The 21762-nt window shown below is 67.8% G+C and carries 25 protein-coding genes; 7 read left to right on the top strand and 18 right to left on the bottom strand.

Annotation, left to right across the window (positions count from 1 at the left end):
* Window position 1 precedes the first annotated feature (1 nt).
* From radC to KF910_RS06030, 4 genes are all read right to left on the bottom strand, one after another.
* The gene (gene radC, locus KF910_RS06045) at window positions 2-733 is read right to left on the bottom strand and encodes a RadC family protein (protein WP_292259621.1); all 732 of its coding nucleotides are present in this window, start codon (window positions 731-733) and stop codon (window positions 2-4) included.
* Between the two features lie 41 nt (window positions 734-774).
* Window positions 775-1593 (bottom strand): type I methionyl aminopeptidase, encoded by an 819-nt coding sequence (map, locus tag KF910_RS06040; protein ID WP_292259620.1) that lies wholly within the window; start codon window positions 1591-1593, stop codon window positions 775-777.
* A 47-nt stretch (window positions 1594-1640) separates the two neighbouring features.
* Entirely contained in the window at window positions 1641-3113 is a 1473-nt protein-coding gene (locus tag KF910_RS06035) for a DEAD/DEAH box helicase (RefSeq protein ID WP_323805397.1), read from the bottom strand.
* A 280-nt stretch (window positions 3114-3393) separates the two neighbouring features.
* Entirely contained in the window at window positions 3394-4143 is a 750-nt protein-coding gene (locus KF910_RS06030) for an SDR family oxidoreductase (RefSeq protein ID WP_292259618.1), read from the bottom strand.
* Window positions 4144-4252: 109 nt separating this feature from the next.
* Here KF910_RS06030 and KF910_RS06025 point away from each other — a divergent pair, with 109 nt between their 5' ends.
* Window positions 4253-4651 carry a winged helix-turn-helix transcriptional regulator gene (locus KF910_RS06025; protein ID WP_292259616.1) on the top strand — a complete coding sequence of 133 codons (399 nt, stop codon included), beginning with the start codon at window positions 4253-4255 and terminating at the stop codon, window positions 4649-4651.
* Here the strand turns inward: KF910_RS06025 and KF910_RS06020 are convergent.
* Together KF910_RS06020 and KF910_RS06015 are read right to left on the bottom strand one after the other, a co-directional pair.
* A complete protein-coding gene (locus KF910_RS06020; protein WP_292259615.1) occupies window positions 4648-5313 on the bottom strand; it encodes a DUF1345 domain-containing protein in 666 nt (221 codons plus the stop codon). The genes KF910_RS06025 and KF910_RS06020 overlap by 4 nt on opposite strands.
* Window positions 5306-5641: a DUF1491 family protein gene (locus KF910_RS06015; RefSeq protein ID WP_292259614.1), complete on the bottom strand. Its 336-nt coding sequence runs from the start codon at window positions 5639-5641 to the stop codon at window positions 5306-5308. Before KF910_RS06015 ends, KF910_RS06020 begins: the two co-directional genes overlap by 8 nt.
* A gap of 55 nt (window positions 5642-5696) precedes the next feature.
* On the opposite strand from KF910_RS06015, the gene KF910_RS06010 reads away from it, so the two are divergent.
* Both KF910_RS06010 and KF910_RS06005 read left to right on the top strand, forming a co-directional pair.
* Complete coding sequence (locus tag KF910_RS06010; protein ID WP_292259612.1) at window positions 5697-6527, top strand: hypothetical protein; 831 nt, start codon at window positions 5697-5699, stop codon at window positions 6525-6527.
* 47 nt (window positions 6528-6574) lie between these two features.
* Complete coding sequence (locus KF910_RS06005; RefSeq protein ID WP_292259610.1) at window positions 6575-7300, top strand: NAD-dependent deacylase; 726 nt, start codon at window positions 6575-6577, stop codon at window positions 7298-7300.
* Here KF910_RS06005 and KF910_RS06000 read toward each other — a convergent pair.
* The gene (locus KF910_RS06000; RefSeq protein ID WP_292259608.1) at window positions 7272-7790 is read right to left on the bottom strand and encodes a hypothetical protein; all 519 of its coding nucleotides are present in this window, start codon (window positions 7788-7790) and stop codon (window positions 7272-7274) included. The two genes, KF910_RS06005 and KF910_RS06000, sit on opposite strands and share 29 nt — an antisense overlap.
* Before the next feature lie 97 nt (window positions 7791-7887).
* On the opposite strand from KF910_RS06000, the gene KF910_RS05995 reads away from it, so the two are divergent.
* A complete protein-coding gene (locus KF910_RS05995; RefSeq protein ID WP_292259606.1) occupies window positions 7888-8517 on the top strand; it encodes a DUF6498-containing protein in 630 nt (209 codons plus the stop codon).
* Here the strand turns inward: KF910_RS05995 and KF910_RS05990 are convergent.
* The 3 genes from KF910_RS05990 to KF910_RS05980 all read right to left on the bottom strand — a co-directional run bounded on the left by KF910_RS05990 (window position 8514) and on the right by KF910_RS05980 (window position 11106).
* Entirely contained in the window at window positions 8514-9086 is a 573-nt protein-coding gene (locus KF910_RS05990; protein ID WP_292259604.1) for a manganese efflux pump MntP family protein, read from the bottom strand. The genes KF910_RS05995 and KF910_RS05990 overlap by 4 nt on opposite strands.
* A gap of 205 nt (window positions 9087-9291) precedes the next feature.
* Complete coding sequence (locus KF910_RS05985) at window positions 9292-10077, bottom strand: RNA methyltransferase (protein WP_292259603.1); 786 nt, start codon at window positions 10075-10077, stop codon at window positions 9292-9294.
* 6 nt (window positions 10078-10083) lie between these two features.
* Window positions 10084-11106 (bottom strand): S1/P1 Nuclease, encoded by a 1023-nt coding sequence (locus tag KF910_RS05980; RefSeq protein WP_292259601.1) that lies wholly within the window; start codon window positions 11104-11106, stop codon window positions 10084-10086.
* 423 nt (window positions 11107-11529) lie between these two features.
* Here KF910_RS05980 and KF910_RS05975 point away from each other — a divergent pair, with 423 nt between their 5' ends.
* The gene (locus KF910_RS05975) at window positions 11530-12132 is read left to right on the top strand and encodes a 3D domain-containing protein (protein WP_292259599.1); all 603 of its coding nucleotides are present in this window, start codon (window positions 11530-11532) and stop codon (window positions 12130-12132) included.
* Window positions 12133-12144: 12 nt separating this feature from the next.
* Here the strand turns inward: KF910_RS05975 and KF910_RS05970 are convergent, their stop codons facing one another.
* Window positions 12145-12465: an Mpo1-like protein gene (locus KF910_RS05970; protein WP_292259597.1), complete on the bottom strand. Its 321-nt coding sequence runs from the start codon at window positions 12463-12465 to the stop codon at window positions 12145-12147.
* Between the two features lie 43 nt (window positions 12466-12508).
* On the bottom strand, window positions 12509-13195 hold the full coding sequence (locus KF910_RS05965; RefSeq protein ID WP_292259595.1) for a winged helix-turn-helix transcriptional regulator: 687 nt from the start codon (window positions 13193-13195) through the stop codon (window positions 12509-12511).
* Window positions 13196-13289: 94 nt separating this feature from the next.
* Between KF910_RS05965 and KF910_RS05960 the strand changes: the two genes are divergently transcribed.
* Entirely contained in the window at window positions 13290-13781 is a 492-nt protein-coding gene (locus KF910_RS05960; protein ID WP_292259593.1) for a VOC family protein, read from the top strand.
* Between the two features lie 65 nt (window positions 13782-13846).
* On the top strand, window positions 13847-14197 hold the full coding sequence (locus KF910_RS05955) for a DUF1428 domain-containing protein (protein ID WP_292259591.1): 351 nt from the start codon (window positions 13847-13849) through the stop codon (window positions 14195-14197).
* A 35-nt stretch (window positions 14198-14232) separates the two neighbouring features.
* Here the strand turns inward: KF910_RS05955 and rpoD are convergent, their stop codons facing one another.
* The 6 genes from rpoD to KF910_RS05925 form a co-directional block, all read right to left on the bottom strand.
* Window positions 14233-16176 carry an RNA polymerase sigma factor RpoD gene (gene rpoD, locus KF910_RS05950; protein WP_292259589.1) on the bottom strand — a complete coding sequence of 648 codons (1944 nt, stop codon included), beginning with the start codon at window positions 16174-16176 and terminating at the stop codon, window positions 14233-14235.
* Window positions 16177-16234: 58 nt separating this feature from the next.
* Window positions 16235-16492, bottom strand: a complete 258-nt coding sequence (locus KF910_RS05945) for a hypothetical protein (protein ID WP_292259587.1) — start codon at window positions 16490-16492, stop codon at window positions 16235-16237.
* Between the two features lie 65 nt (window positions 16493-16557).
* The gene (dnaG, locus tag KF910_RS05940; RefSeq protein WP_292259586.1) at window positions 16558-18444 is read right to left on the bottom strand and encodes a DNA primase; all 1887 of its coding nucleotides are present in this window, start codon (window positions 18442-18444) and stop codon (window positions 16558-16560) included.
* 136 nt (window positions 18445-18580) lie between these two features.
* A complete protein-coding gene (locus KF910_RS05935; RefSeq protein ID WP_292259585.1) occupies window positions 18581-19717 on the bottom strand; it encodes a patatin-like phospholipase family protein in 1137 nt (378 codons plus the stop codon).
* Between the two features lie 38 nt (window positions 19718-19755).
* Window positions 19756-20910 carry a glutamine-hydrolyzing carbamoyl-phosphate synthase small subunit gene (carA, locus tag KF910_RS05930; RefSeq protein WP_292259584.1) on the bottom strand — a complete coding sequence of 385 codons (1155 nt, stop codon included), beginning with the start codon at window positions 20908-20910 and terminating at the stop codon, window positions 19756-19758.
* 140 nt (window positions 20911-21050) lie between these two features.
* Window positions 21051-21623: an OmpA family protein gene (locus KF910_RS05925; RefSeq protein ID WP_292259583.1), complete on the bottom strand. Its 573-nt coding sequence runs from the start codon at window positions 21621-21623 to the stop codon at window positions 21051-21053.
* Between the last annotated feature and the right edge of the window lie 139 nt (window positions 21624-21762).

Below are 21762 nucleotides of genomic sequence, written 5' to 3'. Positions count from 1 at the left end.
GTCACATCAATCCCAGTTGCTTGAAGCTGGAGACGCCGTCTCGGGCGACGATCAGATGGTCGTGGACCTGGACGTTCAGCGCCTTGCCCGCCTCGATCACCTGACGGGTCATGTCGATGTCGGCGCGGCTGGGCGTCGGGTCGCCGGACGGGTGGTTGTGCACCAGGATGAGGGCGCTGGACGACAGCTCCAGCGCGCGGCGCACCACTTCGCGCGGATAGACGGGGGCGTGGTCGACCGTGCCGCGGTTCTGGATCTCGTCCAGGATCAGCTGGTTCTTCTTGTCCAGGTAAAGCACGCGGAATTGCTCGCGCGGTTCATGCTGAAGCGCGACGCGCACATAGGCGACCAGGGCGGTCCAGGACGAGATGACGGGGCGTTTCGCGGCCGGTTCTCGGGCCACCCGCTGGGCCACGGCGAAGATCAGTTGCAGGTCCAACGCGACCGCCCGCGACAGCTTGCCCCGCACATGGCCCATGGACTGGGCCACCTGATCCTCGACGGCTTCATGCGTCGCGGCGCCGATGCCCTCCAGACTGCCGAACCGGGCCAGCAGATCCTTGGCCAGGGGCTTGGTGTCCTTGTAGGGGATCGACCGAAACAGCAGCAGTTCCAGCAGCTCATAGTCCGGCAGGGCCTCGATCCCGCCCTTGGCCGCGCGTTCGCGCAGACGGTCGCGGTGGCCCGTGTGTCGGGGCTTGGCTTTCGCGGACGGATCGGCAGCGTCGGTCACGGCTTGACGGTAACCGCTGACGCGGCCCGATCAAGCGCCCATCAGTTCGGGCGGAACAGGTCGGCGGGACTGGCGGTGAAGATCTCGACGCCGTCTTCCGTCACCCCAACCGTGTGCTCGCACTGGGCCGACAGGGACTTGTCGCGCGTCACGGCGGTCCAGCCGTCCGACAGCACCTTCACCGGCGGCTTGCCCAGGTTCACCATCGGCTCGACGGTGAAGAACATGCCGGGCTTCAGCACAGCGCCTTCACCCCGGCGGCCATAGTGCAGGACGTTGGGGCTGTCATGGAAGATGCGCCCGATGCCGTGGCCGCAGAAGTCGCGCACCACGCTCATCCGGTTGGCCTCGACGTATTTCTGGATGGCGAAACCGATGTCGCCGAAGGTGTTGCCCGGCTTCACCTGCTCCAGCCCCAGGCGCAGGGATTCATAGGTGACGTCGATCAGCTTCCTGGCGCGCGGATTGATCTCGCCGACCGAATACATCCGGCTGGAATCGCCGTGCCAGCCGTCGACGATGACCGTGTGGTCGATGTTGACGATGTCCCCTTCCTTCAGCACCCGGTCGCCCGGAATGCCGTGGCAGACGACGTGGTTGATCGAGGTGCAGATGGTCTTGGTGTAGCCCTTGTAGCCCAGGCAGGCGGGCAGGCCGCCGTTGTCCAGGGTGAACTCGCGCACCAGGTCGTCCAGCTCGCCGGTGGTGACGCCCGGAACGACGTGGGCGGCGATCATGTCCAGGGTCTCGGCCACCAGGCGGCCGGCCTTGCGCATGCCCTCGAACCCTTCCGGTCCATAGACGCGGATTTCGGCCGAGCGGGTGAAGCTGTCGGTATCGATGTCCTGGGTTTCGTACATGAGGGGTCTCGTCGTCTCAGTCAGCGATCATAACACATTCAGCGGGGTCAGGCCTTGGCGTAGCCCTTGCCGCCGTTGGAGGGGCGGCGACGGCGGCGCTTCAGCTTGTCGACCGGCTTGGGCTCGACACGCGGATCATTGTTGACCGTGCGCGGCCGTTCGGCGGCCATGGGGTCATAGGCGCGGGCCGGGGGCCCGATGCGGGCGCCGTCGCGGCCGCCCTTGCGCTGGCGGTGCGGCTGGCCGCCGCCCTCGGGACGGACGCCGTCGCGGCGGGGGTTGCGGCGGCGCTGCTGCTGGGGCTCCCCGCCCTCGCGTTCAGGCAGGGTCGCCTTCTTGCCGACGCCCGAGGCCATGATGGTGGCGTCCAGCTGGGCCAGCTGCTTGTCGTTGCGGCGGTCGATGGCCGGGATCTTCTGGCGGGTGACCTTCTCGATGTCCTTGAGCAGCTTCATCTCGTCGCCGGCGACAAAGCTGATGGCCGTGCCGTCGGCGCCCGCGCGGGCCGTGCGGCCGATGCGGTGCACATAGGCCTCGGGCACATAGGGCAGTTCGAAATTGACCACATGGGTCACGCCGTCCACGTCGATGCCGCGCGCGGCGATGTCGGTGGCGACCAGCACCCGCAGCTTGCCCTTCTTGAAGGCTTCCAGGGTGCGTTCACGCTGGGGCTGGGACTTGTTGCCGTGGATGGCCCCGGCCTCGACGCCGCCCGCTTCCAGATAGGCGGCCACCTTGTCGGCGCCGTGCTTGGTCTTGGTGAAGACCAGGCAGCGCGTATAGCCCGGATCAGAGAACAGCTCGGTCAGCAGGGCGCGCTTGCGGCCCTGTTCGATATGGACGACCGACTGTTTGATGCGCTCGACCGTGGTGGCCTGGGGCGTGACCTGGACCTTGACCGGATCCTTCAGCAGTTCGCCCGCCAGCTTGCCGATCTCGCTGGGCATGGTGGCCGAGAAGAATAGGTTCTGGCGTCTCACCGGAATGCGGCTGACGATCTGGCGGATCGGCTTGATGAAGCCCAGATCCAGCATCTGGTCGGCCTCGTCCAGCACGAAGATTTCGCAGGTCGAGAGGTCCAGGGTCTTCTGCTGGATGTGATCCAGCAGGCGGCCGGGCGCGGCCACCAGTATGTCCAGACCCTGTTGCAGGGCGCGTTCCTGGGCGCCGTATTTCACGCCGCCGAAGATGACCGCGACGCGGAAGCCCAGATGTTTGCCATAGGCCTTGAAGCTCTCGCCGATCTGGGTGGCCAGTTCGCGCGTCGGCGACAGGACCAGGCAACGGGTGGTGCGCGGCTTGGGCGCGATGCGGTTGGCCGCCAGGCGATGCAGGATCGGCAGGGCGAAGGCCGCCGTCTTGCCGGTGCCCGTCTGGGCGATGCCCAAGAGGTCCTTGCCGGTCATCACCTGGGGGATGGCCTGCTGCTGGATCGGGGTGGGGGTCTCGTAGCCCTCGGACTTGAGGGCCTGCAGAAGGGCCGGGTTCAGGCCCATGGACTCGAAGGTGATCTTGCTCACGTCGTATCTTTCGAATGCGGCGACGTGCGCGGCCGGGCTTCGCCGGGATGACGCGCGGATCGCCGGCCCCAGAGGCAGGGGCGGGAAACGGGCGTCGCCCCGCGTGATGCGGCGACGGATGATCTAAAAATAGCCGGGCGCTTCTACAGACAGGTCCGAAACGGACCCTCACGCGCTGGAGCACGCCGGTCATCGCGTGGTGCGATGCAGCATCAGATGGGCCTTGAATAAGGCGGCGTCAAGGCGGGGGCCGAGGACGTGAGCCCTCGACCCCCGGATTTCAGCGGTTCAGCAGGGCGAAGACCTGGTCCCAGTTGCCGCTGCTTTCGGCGTGGCGCAGCGGCTTGACCCGCTCGACCAGGATTTCACCGCGCGGCGCATCGCCCGCCTCGATCAGACCCATGACCTCGGCGACATAGTCCGACAGCGGCATATAGGCCGGGTTGTCGGCATGGCCCGGCATCAGGTCGGTGGCCACGCCGGGCGGCGCGATCTCCAGCACCTCGACGGCGGTGTCGCGCAACTGGTCGCGCAGGGCGATGGTCCAGCTGTGCAGCGCCGCCTTGGTGGCGTTGTAGGTCGGGGTCGCCGTCAGCGGGATGAAGGCCAGGCCCGACGTCACGGTCATGATGGTGGCCGACGGCTGGGCGCGCAGGTGCGGCAACAGGCCGGCGGTCAGGCGGATGGGACCCAGCAGATTGGTGCTGATCATCGCCTCGGCCGTGGCCAGGTCGATGGGATCAGCGATCAGGTCTTCGGTCTTCATGATCCCGGCGTTGTGAATGACGCCGTTCAGGGTCGGGTGGTCGCGCACGATGCGGTCGGCGAAGGCGCGGATGGCCGCGGGGTCGTCCATGTCCAGCGTCGCCCAGGCCATGCCGGGATTGGCGTCGGCCACCTGTTTCAGCGGCGCCTCGCGACGGCCGGTGATGATGACCCGGGCGCCGCGCACATGAAAGGCTTCGGCCAGGCCGCGCCCGATGCCCGTGCCGCCGCCGGTGATCAGAAGGGTGGAGTTGGCGATGTCCATCAGGGTTTCTCCTTGCGGTTCGGGGACGAGCGGCTAGGTAGGGCGAACACTCTCTACCCATAAGTAGGCACCAGAAACCGCCATACTTACCCACCAGAAAGAAATGGTCATGACTGGATTCCCCGCCGCGAAAATCGCCCATCCCGAGACGGGTCAGACGGCCGATCCGCGCATCGAGGCGCTGGTGAACGAGGTGATCGGCCGGGTCGCGGACAAATGGACCATGCTGGTGCTGGAGGTTCTGGCCGAACACGGCGAGATGCGTTTCACCCGCATCGGCGAACAGGTCGGCGGCATCAGCCAGAAGATGCTGACCCAGACCCTGCGGGCCATGGAGCGCGACGGCCTGGTGGTGCGGACGGTTCACCCGGTCATTCCGCCCAAGGTGGAGTATCGGCTGACCGACCTGGGCGGATCGCTGGCCGAGGCCTTCTGCGGCGTCTGGACCTGGGCCGAGGCGAACATCGACCGGATCGAAACGGCGCGGGCGGCGTTCGACGCCCGTTAGATCAGTCCCACCGCCAAATTGACCGCCAGGGCCACGATCACGGTGTTGAACAGGAAGGCCATAAGCCCGTGCAGGGTGGCCAGGCGGCGCAGGGGCCGCGACGCGATCTGAACGTCGGCGGTCTGGGCCGCGACACCGATGACCAGGGCGAAATGCAGGAAGTCCCAGTCGTCGGGCGCGTCCTCACCCGGAAAGATCAGACCTCGGCGATCACCGCCGTCGTGGCCTGGAGCGTAATAGCCGTGGGCGTAATGCAGGGCGAAGATGACGTGGGTGAACAGCCAGGACAGGGCGATGGTCGCCATCGCCGCCCCGGCGCTCCAGACCGAAGCCTGCGCACCCGCCGCATGTCCCGCCGCCAGGGCGATCACGATCACCAGGCTGGCCGCCGCCGCCATCAGGCCCAGCGGCAGGACCCAGCCGCCGGCCTGATCCATTTCGGCCGCGCGCTGGCGGATGTCGTCGATCGAACGGCCCCAAGCGCGCGTCAGGGTCAGGCCCAGAAACACCAGCACCCCCGCATCCCAGGCCGCCGCTGCGCGCAGGGGCCAGGACCAGTCGTGCGGCGAGACGACGCCCGCCAGAAACCCGGCCGCCCCTCCGCCCAGAATGGCGCCGTGCAGTCGGAACAGGCGAGCGATGCGCCGGGACGCCTCAGCCATCGGCCGCGACCTTTTCGGTGATGAAATGGCGACCCTGGCGATCCTCGATCTCGACCACCCACAGGTCGGGGTCATAGCCGCGCTGGCGCTGGATATAGGCGTCCAGTTCGCTTTCGAACTCACTCTTCACCGGCTGGATCCACAGCCGCTCGCCGTCGGGGCCGAAGGCTTCGGTATAGAGGCGGGCGGTGCGGTTGGCGGTGTCATAGGCCTTGACCAGCACGGTCCCGGCGCGGGCGTCGCCGCGCTTGACCACTACGGCGGACGCGCCCTCGATCTCGGCCCGGCGGATCAGGGCGGCGACCCAGACGTCTGAGGAAAGAAGCAATTCGCTAACCCTGATCGGAAACCGGACCGGAACCCGAGGGGGCTAGGGTCACGGCATGAGGATAGGCCGAAACCTGTTCAGCGCCAGCCTGATCGCAGCCGTCACCCTGGCGGCGCCGACCCTCGCGCGGGCGGACCCGGCGGCGACCTATTACGAGCGGGCTTTCGTCCTGGCGGCGGACGCCCGCTGCAACCTGTTCTCGCGGCCGGTCGCGGCGGCCCTGGAGGCGGCCGCCTGGCAGGCGCGGGGCGCTGCCCTGCGCGGCGGCGCCGGAGAGGTCGATCTGGCCGCGCGCGCCACAAGGGCGCGGGCGCGGGCCCAGGCTGTGTCGTGCGGCGACGCCGATCTGGCGACGGTCAAACGACGCGTGGACCAGGCCTTCACCGGATGGTCGCGCCTGGCGCGGATGCGGTTCGACGCCGGCGCGGGCGGCTGGGCCGCCGACCGCTACGCCTTCACCCGGCCCGGCTGGCGGCTGGTGCAGGAGGGTCGGACCGGCGCCTCTCCGGTTCGTTTCGGCTATGCGGGCCAGAGCGCGGGCCAAGGTCTGACGGCGGCGGTGTCCTTCGTCGGGCGGCCCCGGCCCTATGCGGCGCGGGTGGTGCTGCGCGATCCCCGACTGGGCGCCCGACCATGGCCCGGCGCCCTGCCCCCCCCGGCCCAGAGGATGACTGTCTGGGCGTCCGGCGTGACGCCCGCGACGGCGCCGGACGGCGGCGATGCCTGGGCCTTCCCGTCCGCCCTGGCCGACGCCCTGTCGCGGCTGGATCCGCGCGAACCCTTCGTGATCGAATTCGTCTTCCGTGACGAAAGCGTGGCCGCCGCGACCTTCCAGGCCGGGGATTTCGCCGCCGGCCGCGCCTTCCTGGCCCTGGGACCCGTCTAAATCTTCCAAGGTGGCCGAATGGCCGTTCGGGGCGCCATAAGCGACCCATGGCCCATCGCAACATCGTCATCCTGACCGGCGCCGGGATCTCGGCGGAGTCGGGTGTGCCCACCTTCCGCGCCTCGGACGGCCTGTGGGAGGGGCATCGGATCGAGGATGTGGCCACGCCCGAGGGCTTCGCCGCCGACCCGGCCCGGGTCCAGGACTTCTACAACCGCCGCCGCCGCCAGCTGGCCGATGTGCGCCCCAACGCCGCCCACCGCGCCATCGCCGACTTTGCCGGCCGTTGGCCCGGCCGCCTGATGCTGGTGACCCAGAATGTCGATGACCTGCACGACCGCGCCCACGCCGAGACGACGCCCGGGCCGGGGTTCAGCCTGATCCACATGCACGGCGAACTGCTGAAAGCGGCCTGCACCGTCACCGGTCGGGTCTGCGACTGGCGCGAAGACCTCGACCCCCGCCATGACAGCCCCTTCAGCCCCGAGGGCTGGCTGCGACCGCACATCGTCTGGTTCGGGGAAATGCCGCTGGACATGCCCCGGATCGAACGGGCCCTGGCGGATTGCGACCTGTTCGTTTCCATTGGCACCTCGGGCGCCGTCTATCCTGCAGCCGGTTTCGTCCAGACCGCGCGCGCGGCGGGCGCCCGTACGGTCGAGATCAATCTGGAGCCCAGCCTGGGCGCGGGGCTATTCGACGAAGGCGTCTATGGCCCCGCCACCGAAACCGTGCCCGCCTTCCTTATGGGGCTGGCGGCCGGTCCCAGCTGATCGCCAGCATGTGGCCGGGCGAGGTCAACCCCGGCTGGGCCACCGCCACCCGGCCCTCGCCGCCCCAGACCGCCGCCACATTACGCCCCTCGCCCCCCTGATAGACCAGGGTCAGACCCAGGCCGTCGAGGTCTTCCTGGCTCCGTTCGACGATCTGCTTGACACCCGCCTCGGCCATGTCGATGGCGCACTGACCCCGTCGCCCCAGCGCCAGGGTCAGGGTCCCGATGTGCCGCGCGTCACCGTTCAGCACGACCCGACGGGGCGGATCGTCGGGGTCGAAATCTTCCGACTTGAACCAGTCGACGGGCTGGTAGCCCTGCTCCATCGCCGTCCGCAGGGCCGCCGCCATGTCGTCGCTCTGCATCAGCGGGCCGCAGATTTCGGTCAGCACCCGTTGCAGGATCAGCGGAACGTTCATCGACTGGGCCGAGGCCGCGCCCGGCGCCAGGGCCAGAAGCAGGCTTAAGGTCAGGGCGGCGTATCGCATGGCGCCACCCTGTCACGCCCGCGCCCTGACGCCGCCTGACGATGACTGACGGCGGCTTGGCCTGCGCCGTCGCACAGGGCATCAAGACGCAATGGCCATGCTGGACCTCCGACGCCTGCTTTCCGGCCCTGGCTGGGCCCTGAGCCTGATCCTGGCCGGGAACCTGATCCCTGTGTTCGGCGTCGCCTTCCTGGGCTGGGACGCGGCCCAGATCCTGCTGCTCTACTGGGCAGAGAATGTCGTGGTCGGCTTCCTGACCGTGCCACGCATCCTGGCGGCCGAAGGCGGGCGCAGGGACCAGGAGGGCAGCCCCGCCGCCAACGGCTGTTTCTTCAGCGTGCATTACGGCGTCTTCTGCATCGGCCATCTGGTCTTCGCCCTGAGCATGGCCAACGACTTCGCCCGGGTGGACGGTCAGGGCGGCGTCTGGTCGCGCACCTTCGGCGACGGCGGCTTCTGGCTAGCCATCCTGGCTATCGCCCTGCTGCATCTGATCGGCCAGGTCCGCGACTGGTGGATGAAGCGCGCCTGGCGCGACGCCAGCCCGATGATGGAGATGTTCCGCCCCTATGGCCGCATCGTGGTTCTGCACATCACCGTGCTGCTGGGCGCCTGGCTGATGCTGGCCCTGAAGGCGCCGGCCTGGACCGTTCTGCTGCTGTGCCTGGGCAAGGCGCTGCTGGAGGTGATCGGCGCCGTGGCGACCGGACGCCTGGCGCGGTCCTAACCAAACCAGCCTAGGTGGGTTCCCAGGATGGACACGCCGATGGCGATCAGGGCGACCCCGCCCAGGAACTCGGCGGCCTTGCCAAACCTCACCCCCACCGCCTTGCCGATCATCATGCCGAGGGTCGTCAGGACGAAGGTGGTGAAGCCGATCGAGGCGGCGATGATCCAGATGTCGGCCCCGATGAAGGCCAGGCCCACGCCCACCGCCGCCGCGTCGATCGAGGTGCCGACCGCCGTCGCCACCAGGGCCAGGACGCCGTTGCGCACGGCCCGCCCGCCCGCGTCCTCGGCGTCCGCGGGCTGGAAGGCCTCCCAGATCATCCTGGCCCCGACCGCCGCCAGCAGGCCGAAGGCGATCCAGTGGTCGATCTTCTCGACCATCCCGGCCGCCACAAGGCCCAGGCCCCAGCCGATCAGGGGAGTGATCGCCTCGATCACCCCGAACACCAGGCCGTTGCGCACGGCGGTCAGGAAGGGCGGCCGGTGCGCCGCCCCGCGCCCGACGGCCGCCGCGAAGGCGTCCGTCGACATGCTCAACGACAGGATGGCGATGGAGACGGGGGTCATGGGGTCAATCCGCCGGACGCATGAGACAGCGCCTTCACACCCCAGCCGGTTAGGGGCGCAAAGCACGCTGGTCTCGCTAGGCGGAAATCTCCGCTGGCCGCGCCACGGACCCGAGGGTCGCGAGTGTGTTGACGCGGTCCCGGCCTGATCGGCGCCGGAAGCTACTCCCCAACGGCGGGGCGTCTATCGGCTGCGGCCGTTCGGATCAAGCCTCGTCGTCCGCGTCCTGACGTCGCTGGGCCGCCAGTCGGGCCAGCACCCGGCCCCGTCCCTTGGCCAGGGCGTGGATCACGCCGCGGAAGGTCGCCACCTCCTGCTCGGTGAAGGCGGCGCGGCCCAGCATGACGCGCAGGTTCTGGCTCATCGACCGCTTCTTCTCGGGCGGATGGAAGAAGCCGCCGGCCTCCAGCTCCGTCTCCAGATGCTCGTACATCCCTACCAGCAGGGCGTTGGACGCCGGCGGGTCGCCCTCGCGGAAGCGCGGCGGCGGGGCGTCCAGCACCAGGGTGCGCCATTCATAGGCGTTGATCGCCACCGCCTGGGCCAGGTTCAGCGAATGGTGGCGCGGATCGATCGGTATGGTGGTGATCCCGGCCGTCAGCGCGATGTCCGTGGTCTCCAGCCCTGCCCGCTCGCCCCCGAACAGCAGGCCGGCCTTCAGGCCCGAGGCCGTGTCGTCCCACAGGATGCGCGCCGTCTCGCGCGGGGTCCGCACCGGCAGGCGGGTCTCGCGCGGGCGCGCCGTGGTCGAATAGACGGTGTTCAGGTCGGCGATGGCCTCGGCCACCGTGTCGAAGACCCGCACCCCCTCCAGCACCCAGTCGGCGCCCGAGGCCGTGGCCCAGGCGCGGTCCTGGGGCCAGCCGTCGCGCGGGTTGACCAGCCTCAGGTCCGACAGGCCGAAATTGGCCATCACCCGCGCCACCGCGCCGATATTGTCCGCCAGCTGCGAGCGGTCGAGGATGACCGCGGGGGGCGAAGGCTCGGCCACCGGGCCTCAGTCCTCGCCCACCATGGCGCCCCAGGGATCGACGGTTCCGGCCTCGACCTCGGCCACCTTGACCGCCGGCCAGCCGATCGAGGCGGTCGCCGAGGCGCGCCAGGCCAGGACGATCAGGTCGCGCAGCTCCGCCGCCCCCGCCCCGATCCGGGCGTTGACGAAGTCGCGGCCGCGCGGATCGACGTCGCGGAAACCACCGGCCTTCTCCAGTCGGTAGAAGGGCAGGACCTCGGCCAGGGTGGTCCTGAGATAGGCGGCGATGCGGCCGTTGATCTCGACCGAGCGGTCGCTGAAGGCGGGCATGGCCGCCTCGACGGCGTCCAGTCGCGCGACCCGGCTGGTGAAGGCGTTCTCGAAATCGCCGTGGGTCTGGCGCGAGGTGGTGAAACCTTCGGGGTTCGGCGTGTTCCGGTCCCAGCCGTTGTAATGGATGGTCGTATGATGCGGCTGCGAGCCGTCGCCGACATAGTGGCCCAACACCCCGATGTCGCGCAGGGTCAGGGCCTCGCGCCGTTCGCGGTCCACCCGATACCAGGCCCGACGTTCCAGATTGGTCTCGCGCGCCTCGGCCGCGGTCAGCACACGGATATAGGCGAAGTCGCGCACCAGTTGCTGCCAACCGTCCATGATGGCGTAGGGCAGATAGCCAGCGTCGTTGACGCTGGACCCCGCCGCGATCAGGGCGGCGTCATAGTCGGATTTCAGTCTCGGCAGGGCGTCGATCGCCGGGCCGCCGGCGTTCATCACCCGGCCGCCGTCGTCCAGATCGACGAAATGGGCGGTGTCCCGCTCCCGATCATGCGGCTGGCCGCCGCCCTTCCAGCGGTCCGGCTCCCGCGCCAGTTCGCCGATGTCGGCCGCCGCGCCCGGCGTCCTCAGGAAGGCCGGCAGGTCGTCGGGAAGGCCGCGCATGGCGGCGACGCCGACCAGGCGGTGGCCGGTGCTGCCCCAGGCATCCACCTGGGCTGCGGGCGCGGCAAGGGCGAGAACGGCGACGGCGGCCAGGGCGAGACGCTTCATGAGGCGGATTCCGGTGCGACGAACGACCCGACCGGGTTAGGCCGCCCCCGCCGCTCCGTCCAGTGAAGTCTTCATCACGCCTGTCCGCACCGGCCGCTCGAAGGATTCATCGGAATGAAATCGATAATCACGGCTCGAACATTTCCCCGAAATCTTCGTCATTCAGACACCGCATCGCTGACTTCATGAGCAACAAGACAGCAATCCATGGCAGTAAGGAAACGATCATCATCCAATACAGCTGAAACAATCCCCTTGGGACAGCCGTAGCGCACAGCCTGCATTCATTCTGATCTCGCAGGCCCGCCCATGCATCTGTGGACAGTTGGTCGCAGCGGGGCGGGTTTGACACTTTTTCGCCCCAGACGCCCGTCACAAGCCCCCCGCCGGCGCGTCGGGACCGGTGTTTCCTGAGTCGAATTGATGCTCGGCACGACTGCCGCAATCGCCCTTGTCTGGTCGCTCGCCTTCGGCGGCATGGCCGGCGAGCCCATCAGCTATGAGGCCGCTGTAGCGGCCGAGGCGGTCGTGGGGGAAACGGCGGACGCGGCGGAAGGTTCAATGGCCGATCTCGACCTGACCGACGAACAGCAGGCCCTGATGGCCGCCGATCCCGATTGGCGCGCCCGCGCCACCCTTTATCACGCGGGCGGCGGCGGGGCGACGGGGAACGATTCCCTGGGCTGCCGCCCCGTGGCCATGCGCACCGTGGCCACCGATCCGCGCCTGATCCCGCGCCGCACCCGCCTGTTCATCCGCGAGACGGTGGGGATGCGGCTTCCGGACGGTTCTCTGCATGACGGCTACTGGTACGCCTCCGACACCGGCGGGGCGGTCAAGGGCGCCAAGATCGACCTCTATACCGGCCACGGCCGCGCCTCGATGCGTCCGGCCATGCGCTGGAACACGCGCACCCTGACGGTCCAGGACGCCGGCCGTTTCGAGGGTTGCCCGCCGTCCTGGGACGACCAGCCCAGCGCCAACGCCCTGATGGCCCGCGCCGCGACCGTCAGCGGCGCCCGATAACGGATCACGGCGTCAGAAGCGCCGCCGCCCGCTCACGGTCTCGAAGAACATCCGCCAGTCGCCCATCAGGCTCCAAAGCGGATATTTGAACGTCGCCGGCCGGTTCTTCTCGAAGAAGAAATGCCCGACCCAGGCGAAGCCGTAGCCGATGACCGGCATGGCCAGCAGCCACCAGGCGTTGCGCGTCACGATGGCGGCGCCCAGGGCGACAAGCACCAGGGCCGACCCCACCACATGGATGCGCCGGCAGATCCGGTTCGAATGCTCGTGGATATAGAACGGATAGAAGGCCTCGAACGAGGCGAAGCGTTCACCGGGCGCGGGCTGTGTCATGGCGCCAGCCTGCCCCTGGAGCCCCTATCAGGCAAGAGGCGGATCACGCCGTCGCGACCGCCTTGGGCGGCAACTCGAACCAGCGGCTGAAACGCACCAGGGCGTTGCGGTCCCCCTCGACCGTCAGGCTCTCGTCAATGCGCGCCTCGACCGTCGCCGGATCGCCATAGACCACCGCCGCCACCGCCTCGACCGGGCCGGTGATCAGGGCGTCCACCCCGTCAGGCGCGCCCCTTTCCGCCGTCAGGACGCCCGCCGCCAGCTGGACGACGAAGGTCTCGTCGCCGAAGCGGAAGCCCAGGGACATCCAGCCGTATCCCGCCTTCTTCGGCTGGAACATGGTCCGGAAGGACAGCATCAGGGACACGGGGCTCAGCGGCAGGGTCGGATCATGGTCGGGCGACCGGGCGGCCCATCGGCCCATGACCTTCAAAATGTCCTCGGCCTCATAGCCCCAGGGGCTCAGTTCATAGACCTGGACCGACGCCGGCGGCGGCAGGCGGCGTCGGATCACGACCCCGGCGGCTTCCAGGCCCTCCAGCCTCTGGGTCAGGACATTGGCGCTGACCCCGGGCAGGCCCGCCCGGAGATCGCCGAACCGCCGCGGCCCCAGCATCAGTTCCCGCACCACCAGCATGGCCCAGCGCTCGCCCAGAATATCCAGCGCCAGGGCGGTGCCGCAGGCGTCGTGATAGCGTCGCCGACCATCAGTTACTTTTTCTAACTTCATAGTTGACTAATATAACCATATGGCTCATTCCTTTCAACACAGGGAACCCGCCGCCCTTTCGCGCGTCCGGGTTTCTCAGCGAAGGAGATCGTCGATGGCCGACAAGATCACCCCCTGCATCTGGTACGATCTGGGCCAGGCGCGCGAAGCCGCCGAATTCTATGTCTCGCTCGACCTGCCCGACAGCCGTGTCGACGCCGTTCACGCCAGCCCGGCCGACAACCCTTCCGCCCCCGCCGGGGCCGAGCTGATGGTCGAGTTCACCCTGGCCGGCCGGTCCTTCCTGGGCCTGAACGGCGGCCCGATCTTTCCTCAGTCCGAGGCCGTCTCCTTCATGATCTTCACCGAGGACCAAGCCGAGACCGACCGTCTGTGGAACGCCATTGTCGGCAATGGCGGCCAGGAGAGCCAGTGCGGCTGGTGCAAGGACCGCTGGGGCGTCAGCTGGCAGATCACGCCCAAACGGTTGATGGCCTTCCACAGCGACCCGAACCCCGCCCGCGCCAAGGCGGCGTTCGAGGCCATGATGACCATGAAGAAGATCGACATCGCCGCGCTGGAGGCCGCCGCCGACGCGGCCGGCTGACGCCTTCCTACAAGACCGCCCCCTGCCCCGGCCTCATCCTGAGGATCCTTCGAAGGAGACTTCCCATGAGCTATGTCACCGGCTTCCTGACCCCCGTGAAGATCGCGGACAAGGACCGCTATATCGAGTCCGCGCGCAAATCCTGGCCCGCCTTCCAGAAATACGGCTGCCTCGAACAGATCGAGACCTGGGGCGAGGACATTCCCCCCGGCAAGGTCACCGGTTTCGACCTGGCGGTGAAGCTGGAAGAGGGAGAGGCGGTGGTCTTCTCCTGGCTGAAATGGCCGGACCGCGCCACCGCCGACGCCTGCTGGGCCAAGATGCAGGATGACCCGGACTTCGCCGACATGGACATGCCCTTCGACGGAAAGCGCATGATGTGGGGCGGCTTCGCCCCGATCTTCGAAGGCAAGTAAGAAAAAGGGCGGCTCGCAGGAGCCGCCCTTCCGTATCAGCTGTCCAGGAAGGATCGCAGTTTTCTGGAGCGGCTAGGGTGTTTCAGCTTCCGCAGGGCCTTGGCCTCGATCTGGCGGATACGCTCGCGGGTCACGCTGAACTGCTGGCCGACTTCTTCCAGGGTGTGGTCGGTGTTCATGCCGATGCCGAAGCGCATGCGCAGCACCCTTTCTTCGCGCGGGGTCAACGACGCGAGCACGCGCGTCGTTGTTTCACGAAGATTGCTCTGGATGGCGGCGTCGATGGGCAGGACGGCGTTCTTGTCCTCGATGAAGTCGCCCAGGTGGCTGTCTTCCTCGTCGCCGATGGGGGTTTCCAGGCTGATCGGCTCCTTGGCGATCTTCAGGACCTTGCGCACCTTCTCCAGCGGCATGGCCAGCTTTTCGGCCAGTTCTTCGGGCGTCGGCTCGCGGCCGATCTCGTGCAGCATCTGGCGGCTGGTGCGGACGATCTTGTTGATCGTCTCGATCATGTGCACCGGGATGCGGATGGTCCGCGCCTGGTCGGCGATGGACCGGGTGATCGCCTGGCGGATCCACCAGGTGGCGTAGGTGCTGAACTTGTAGCCGCGACGGTACTCGAACTTGTCGACCGCCTTCATCAGGCCGATGTTGCCCTCCTGGATCAGATCCAGGAACTGCAGGCCGCGGTTGGTGTATTTCTTGGCGATGGAGATCACCAGGCGCAGGTTGGCCTCGACCATCTCCTTCTTGGCCTGGCGGGCTTCGCGCTCGCCCTTCTGCACCGTCTGGACGATGCGCCGATAGTCGTCGATGGGCAGGCCCGCCTCGGTGGCCACGGCGGCGACGTCGCCACGGATCGTGCCGATCTGGGTCGCTTCGTTCTCGCTGAACTTGGTCCAGCGCACGCCCATCTCCTTGACCTGTTCGGTCCAGCTCGGGTCCAGCTCCTTGCCGAAATAGGCCTTCAGGAACTCGGGCCGCGAAATGCCGTAGCTGTCGGCCAGGCGCAGCAGACGGCCTTCCAGCCCGATCAGCCGCTTGTTAATGGCGTACAGCTGTTCCACCAGCGCCTCGATCCGGGCGTTGTTCAGCTTCAGCGTCTTCAGCCGGCCCGAGATGGCCGCCGTCAGGCCATCATAGGCCTTCTGGTCCTTGGTGCTCAGGGCCTCGCCCTTCAACCGCGCCTCGACCAGCTTGTCCTGCAGCTTGCGGAAGGCGCCGAAGTCGCCGGCCACGGCGTCCAGAACCTCCATCACCCCGTCGCGCAGTTCGGCTTCCAGCGCGGAGATCGACAGGCCGCCGCCGTCGTCGAAATCGTCGTCGTCATCATCTTCGCCCTCGGGCTTCTCGGCCTCAGCGGTTTCCTCCTCGGCCTCCTCCTCGCCCTCGGCGGCCGTGGCGGCGCCCGGCGCGGCGGCGGGGTTCAGAACCGCATAGGTGGCGTCCAGGTCGATGACCTCGCGCAGCAGGATGCGGTTGTTGGCCAGTTCGTCGCGCCACACCATGATGGCCTCGAACGTCAGGGCGCTTTCGCACAGGCCCGAGATCATGGCGTCGCGGCCGGCTTCGATCCGCTTGGCGATGGCGATCTCGCCCTCGCGGCTCAGCAGTTCGACCGAACCCATTTCGCGCAGATACATGCGCACGGGGTCGTCGGTGCGGTCATAGGCGGCCTTGGCGGGGGTCTCGGCCACCGCGGTCTCGGCGGTCGCCGCCACTTCCGTGCCCTGGGCTTCCTGGGCGTCTTCCTCGGCCTCGACGACGTTGACGCCCATCTCGGACAGCATGGCCAGGGTGTCCTCGATCTGGTCGGGGGTCACCTCTTCGGACGGCAGGACCTTGTTCAGCTCCTCCATCGTCACATAGCCGCGGGTCTTGGCCTGTTTGATGAATTTCTTGACGCCGGCGTCCGTCAGATCAAGCAGGGGGCCGTCGGTGTTGACCTCGGTGTCCTGCTGTTCGGTCTGAGCGCTCATTCAATCAGTCTCCAGCGGGCGTCCCCGCTTCAATGGCAACGTGTTTCGCGGCCGAAGGTTACGACCCCGTTGACTCTTCCCATAGGGTTCCGGACCTGATCGCACGGCGAAGCGCGTCCCGTTCGGCCTTCAGCCGACGGAACGTCTCGTCCTGCCCCGGCGTATCGCGCGCCGAAGCCAAGGCGTCCTCCAACGCCGCGATGCGGGTCAGAGCGTCGAACGCCTGCGACCATCGGATCCTCGCCTCGCCGAGGGGCTTGTCTGCAGCCAGGAATGGCGCGCCGGACTTTGCCGCCGCCTTCTCGACCTCGCGCATCAAGGCATCGTGACCCGATCGCGCCAGATGGCGACGCAGGGCCGCGCTGTCAAGGTCATAGGCCGTCAATGGAGGCCAGAGCTCGCCGCCTCGCTCCAGATACTGCCACTCCCCAAATGACGAACCAGCGCATCACGCTCCGATTTCAGCTGAGAAAAAGCCGGAAAATCGAAAGATTGCTCGTCCTTCATTTCGTCCAGTGCTCGATTGAGCGTGAGAATTTTCACCAGCACTTCGAGCGCAACGATCAATTGTTCGCGGTCTGCCGCTCGATCATGTCCCGCCAGAAAAGGTGCACTAGCTCTTGGCGCTACTTGAGCAAGTTGGTGCAGAGTTGCCCCGTGGCCCAAGGCGTGCAGGCGGTTTCGCATCACGCCCTCGTCGGCATCAGGGATGTCAAATGAAACACGAATGATATCGGCGCCGAGCGCGCGGAGTCCTTCATCGCCAAGCCCTTGGTTGGTTAAAGTCTCCATCTTTTCCTGAATGATCTCCGGATACCGAAGGAGCCCCTCCGCCACGGCTGCCGCCAGCGGTTTGGGTGCGTCGGACCACCGCTGGCGAGCGGCTTTACCCTCGGAGGTCGCCCCTTCTATTTTCTTCTGGCGATAATCATCCCAGCGCTTGCGCGCCAGCGCGCGACCGGCCGCGCTCGGCGACATCGATTTGCCGCTTGCCCAGATCGCATCATAGGCATCAAGAAGGTACTGTCGGTACGCTTGGCTAAGATCACCATCTGCTATGGCAGCGGCGGCTTTACGCAACCTAGCCTTCAAAAGCGCTCTTCGCTCTGGCGTGTCGAGCGTACCAATGGCCTCTCTTTCGATGCGGAAGAGGACTTCGGCCAAAGCGTTTGTGGCCGACAACTGCTCCCTCAGCGCCCCGGCCCCTTGTTCGCGCAGAATGTCGTCTGGATCCTTTCCGCCACTCAATCTAGCGAACCGGAATGACCGATCGGGTTTAAGCAGTGGCAAAGCGCGCTCGATCGCGCGAGTAGCAGCTCTTTGACCCGCCGCGTCGCCGTCGAAACACAGCACCGGCTCGGAAGAGATTCGCCACAGCAGGGCCATCTGTTCTTCCGTCAGGGCGGTGCCCATCGGCGCCACGGCCGGCACGCCCGCGCGCTGGCAGGCGATGACATCCATATAGCCCTCGACCACCACGACCGACTGGTCCGAGCGGGATTCCGCCCCCAGGATGCGCCGCGCCTCGGGCAGGCCGTATAGGGTCGCTCCCTTGTGAAACAGCGGGCTTTCGGGCCCGTTCAGATACTTCGCCCGGTCGTCGGGATTCATGGCCCGGCCACCAAAACTGACCAGCCGCCCGCGCCCGTCCAGGATCGGGAACATCAGCCGGTCGCGGAAGCGGTCATAGGGCGCCCCGCCGCCTTCGGGCTGGATCAGCAGCCCCGCCTCCACCAGATCGCCCGGCTTGGCCCCACGCTGGACCAGGGCGGCCTTCAACCCCTCGCGGTCATTGGGCGCATAGCCCAGGCCGAAACGCTCCCACTGGTCTTCCGGCAGGCCGCGCCGTTCCAGATACTCGCGCGCCGCCTTGCCGACCTGACGGCGCAGATTGGCCGCGAACCATTTCTGGGCCAGGTCCATCCAGTCCGACAGCCCCTTGCGCCTCTCCTCGCGCTCGGCCGCCAGCGGGTCCTCGGCAGGCAGGGCCATGCCCGCCTCGGTCGCCAGCCGCGTCACCGCCTCGACGAAGCTCAGCCGCTCGGTCTCCTGCAGGAAGCTGATGATGTCGCCGTGCTTGCCCGAGCTGAAGTCGTGGAAGAAGCCCTTGTCGTCATTGACGAAGAAGCTGGGCGACTTTTCCTTGGTGAAGGGGCTCAGGCCCACATATTCCCGCCCCTGTCGCTTGAGCTTCACCGACCGCCCGATCACGTCGGACGGGCGAAGGCGAGCCTTCAGTTCCTCGATATAGCGGTCATCAAAGCGCACCTTCGCACCCGCTCACACGTCGAAAATCCCGCAAAATGGAAAAGTTGATCCAAAGAAGTCCACCGCCTGCGTCCCCCACAAATCTTTATCCACAGTTGTGAACAATGGGGACGATTCTCAGTCAGATTAAGAACGTTTATTTCCACGCCTCGCCGGACCGTCCCAGGGCGCGGCCCAGGTCGTAGACGGCCTGCATGGAGCCCTGGCTGAAATCCAGGCTGTCGCCGCCGTCGAAGTCCTCAGGTATGGCGGCGACGCGGAAGGTGACGCCGCGCCGCTCGGCAAAGGCGCGGTTGGCCGCCAGGCTCTGGCGCAACTGTCCGCCCAGCACCGTGTCCAGGGCCCGCCCCAGCACCGTCGGCGCCGCATCGCGGGTGACGTGAAAACGCGGGGCGTCCTTGCCGTTGACGATGACATGCACCCGTGCGCCCTCCAGCACCCGGCTGGGGTCGTCCCAGCCCCACATGATCTGCGGCAGGGCGACGAAGGGGTTCATCACCCCGCCGTCGACATGCATCTCCTCGAACTCGGCGCCCCGACCCTGAGCCCGGATCATCACCGGCGGAAACACCCCGGGAATGCTAGCCGAGGCCGCCAGCACCTGCCGGAACAGGTCCAGGGCCTCGGGCCCACCCTGGGCAGCGATGGCGCCCATGTTCCAGATCACCCCGCGCTGGGCGTCCAGATCGGTGGTGGCCACCAGCAGGGTGCGCCCCCTGGCGTGTTCGGCCGCCACCGCCCGCAGCAGCCGGTCGTCCACATGGGCGTCGATCAGCGCCCTGAGCGGCGCGCCGGAAAACACCCCCGAGCCGAAGAAGGCCCTGAGACCCCGGCTTTTCAGCAGACCCGAGGCCTCGCCGTCGGTATAGGCCCGGCGCAGTTCGTCGTCCCAGTCCGACCCCAGGAAGACGAAGGGGGCCGCCAACGCCCCGGTCGAGACCCCGGTCACCACCTCGAAATCCGGCCGCGCGCCGCTTTCGGTCCAGCCGGCCATCAGTCCCGCGGCGAAGGCGCCGTTGGCCCCGCCGCCCGACAGGGCCACCAGGTCGAAATGGCCGTCCGGCCCCTTGGGCACGCCCTGGCTCAACTGCTCGGCGATGCTGCGGGCCGCCGCGTCGTCCTCGATGGAGAAGCGGACGTTCGGAAAGCCGATGGGGGCGGAGGCTTCGCGCTGGCTGAAGCCGAAATCGCTGCGCGCGCCGCTGGCGCAGGCGCCCAGGGTCAGGGCCGCCGCCATCACGGCCAGAACGGCGATCGGACGCGCGCGCGCCATGGATGGCTTCTCCCGGCCGGTCGCCGGACGGCCCGGCTTCAGTCGCCCATATAGGCGCGGAAACGCTCGAACAGGTAAAGGCTGTCCGTCGGCCCCGGCGAGGCTTCCGGATGGTGCTGGACGCTGAACACCGGCCGGTCCTTTAGGGCGATGCCGCAGTTGGTGCCGTCGAACAGGCTGACGTGGGTCTCCTGAACCGCCTCGGGCAGGCTGTCGCGGTCGACGGTGAAGCCATGGTTCATCGACACGATCTCGACCTTGCCGGTGGTCAGGTCCTTGACCGGATGGTTGGCGCCGTGGTGCCCCTGCTCCATCTTCACGGTCCTGGCGCCTAGGGCCAGGGCCAGCATCTGGTGACCCAGGCAGATGCCCATCACCGGCTTGCCGCTGTCGATCAGTTTCCGGATCTCTGGCACGGCGTATTCGCCGGTCGCGGCCGGGTCGCCCGGGCCGTTCGACAGGACGACGCCGTCCGGGTTGCGCGCCAATATCTCTTCCGCCGTCGTCGTCGCCGGAACCACCGTGATCTTCACCCCGGTCGAGGCCAGGGCCCGCAGGATGTTGCGCTTGACCCCGTAGTCCACGACCACCACCGACTTGCCGCCGGCCAGGGTCGGATAGCCCTCGGGCCAGTCCCAGACGCCTTCGTTCCATTCGAACGCCTGCAGGGTCGAGGCCGGCTTGGCCAGGTCCAGCCCGACCAGGCCGGTCCAGGCCCTGGCCTTGGCCGCCAGGGCCTCCAGGTCGAACCCGCCTTGCGGATCATGGGCGATGACCGCATGCGGCGCGCCATGATCGCGGATGCGCTTGGTCAGGGCCCGGGTGTCGATGCCCGCCAGTCCGACCACCCCGCGCCGCTTCAGCCAGGCGTCGAAACTCCCGTCGGCGCGCCAATTGGCCGGATCGGTCGCCAGGTCTCGGAACACGGCCCCCACGGCCGCCGTCTCGGCGGCGCCGCCCATCTGTTCGACATCTTCGACATTCACCCCGACATTGCCGACGTGGGGAAAGGTGAAGGCCAGAATCTGGCTCATATAGCTGGGGTCGGTCAGGATTTCCTGATAGCCGGTCATGGCGGTGTTGAAGACCACCTCGCCCAGGGCGTCGCCCACGGCGCCCACGCCCACGCCCTGGAACACCGTCCCGTCCGCGAGGACCAGAACCCCGGTCGCGCCCTCGATCAGCTTGGTCATGGCGCGCTCCTTATGAAGGGGATTCCGGCGGTCAAACGGCGGCGTGACTATAGGGCGCGGACCCTCCGGTCAAATCAAGCGCGGACGCAGGCGGCCGGTCGTGCGCGCCCCGCCGCGCGACCGGCCCGCCCTCATGCTCGTCAGCTCAGGACGATGATCGCCACGCGTCGGTTCTGGGCGCGGCCGTCGGCCGTGTCGTTCGGCGCCACCGGCGAGGCCTCGCCATAGGAGATGGTCGCCATCCGGTTCAGGGCGATGCCCTGCTGGCTCAGGCTGCGGCGCACGGCCTCGGCGCGCTGTTCACCCAGTTGGCGGTTGTAACGGTCGTCGCCGCGCGAGTCGGTGTGGCCCTGGATTTCCAGATAGACGTTGCGGTTCTCGGCCTTCAGCCTCTGGGCCAGTTCGGCCAGGCGCTGCTCCGCCTCAGGCGACAGCTGGTCGGCGTTGGTCGGGAATTTCACCGAGTCGTCCGACAGGACCATCTCATACAGGAATTTGCCCTCGGCCAGCTTGTGGGCGGCGTTGGCGCGGTTCAGGGCCTCGCCCGCCGTGCCGGCGACCTGGGTCACATTGGCGTCGGTCTGATCGACGCGGGCGTCGACCACGGCCAGGTTGTCACGCACGAAACGATGGCTGGCGCAGCCGCTGGCCGCCAGGCCCAGGATCAGGACGGAACCGGTCAGAAGGACCGAACGGGAAAAGGATCGGGTCAAGGTCGTGTCTCTTTTCGGGGCCGGGGCGCCACTCCCGTGTGTCGCGCGCCCGCACCTCACGGGTCGCTCGCGGCCATGTCATGGCCCGGATAAGGCGCCACGGCGCCAGCTTGACCGTGTCGTGGCCACGATGCTGACG

This window comes from Brevundimonas sp. (assembly GCF_019636155.1).
Taxonomy (GTDB): Bacteria; Pseudomonadota; Alphaproteobacteria; order Caulobacterales; family Caulobacteraceae; genus Brevundimonas.
The sequence above is the reverse complement of the archived record's forward strand: the minus strand, read 5'-3'. Positions and strand labels throughout refer to the sequence as shown.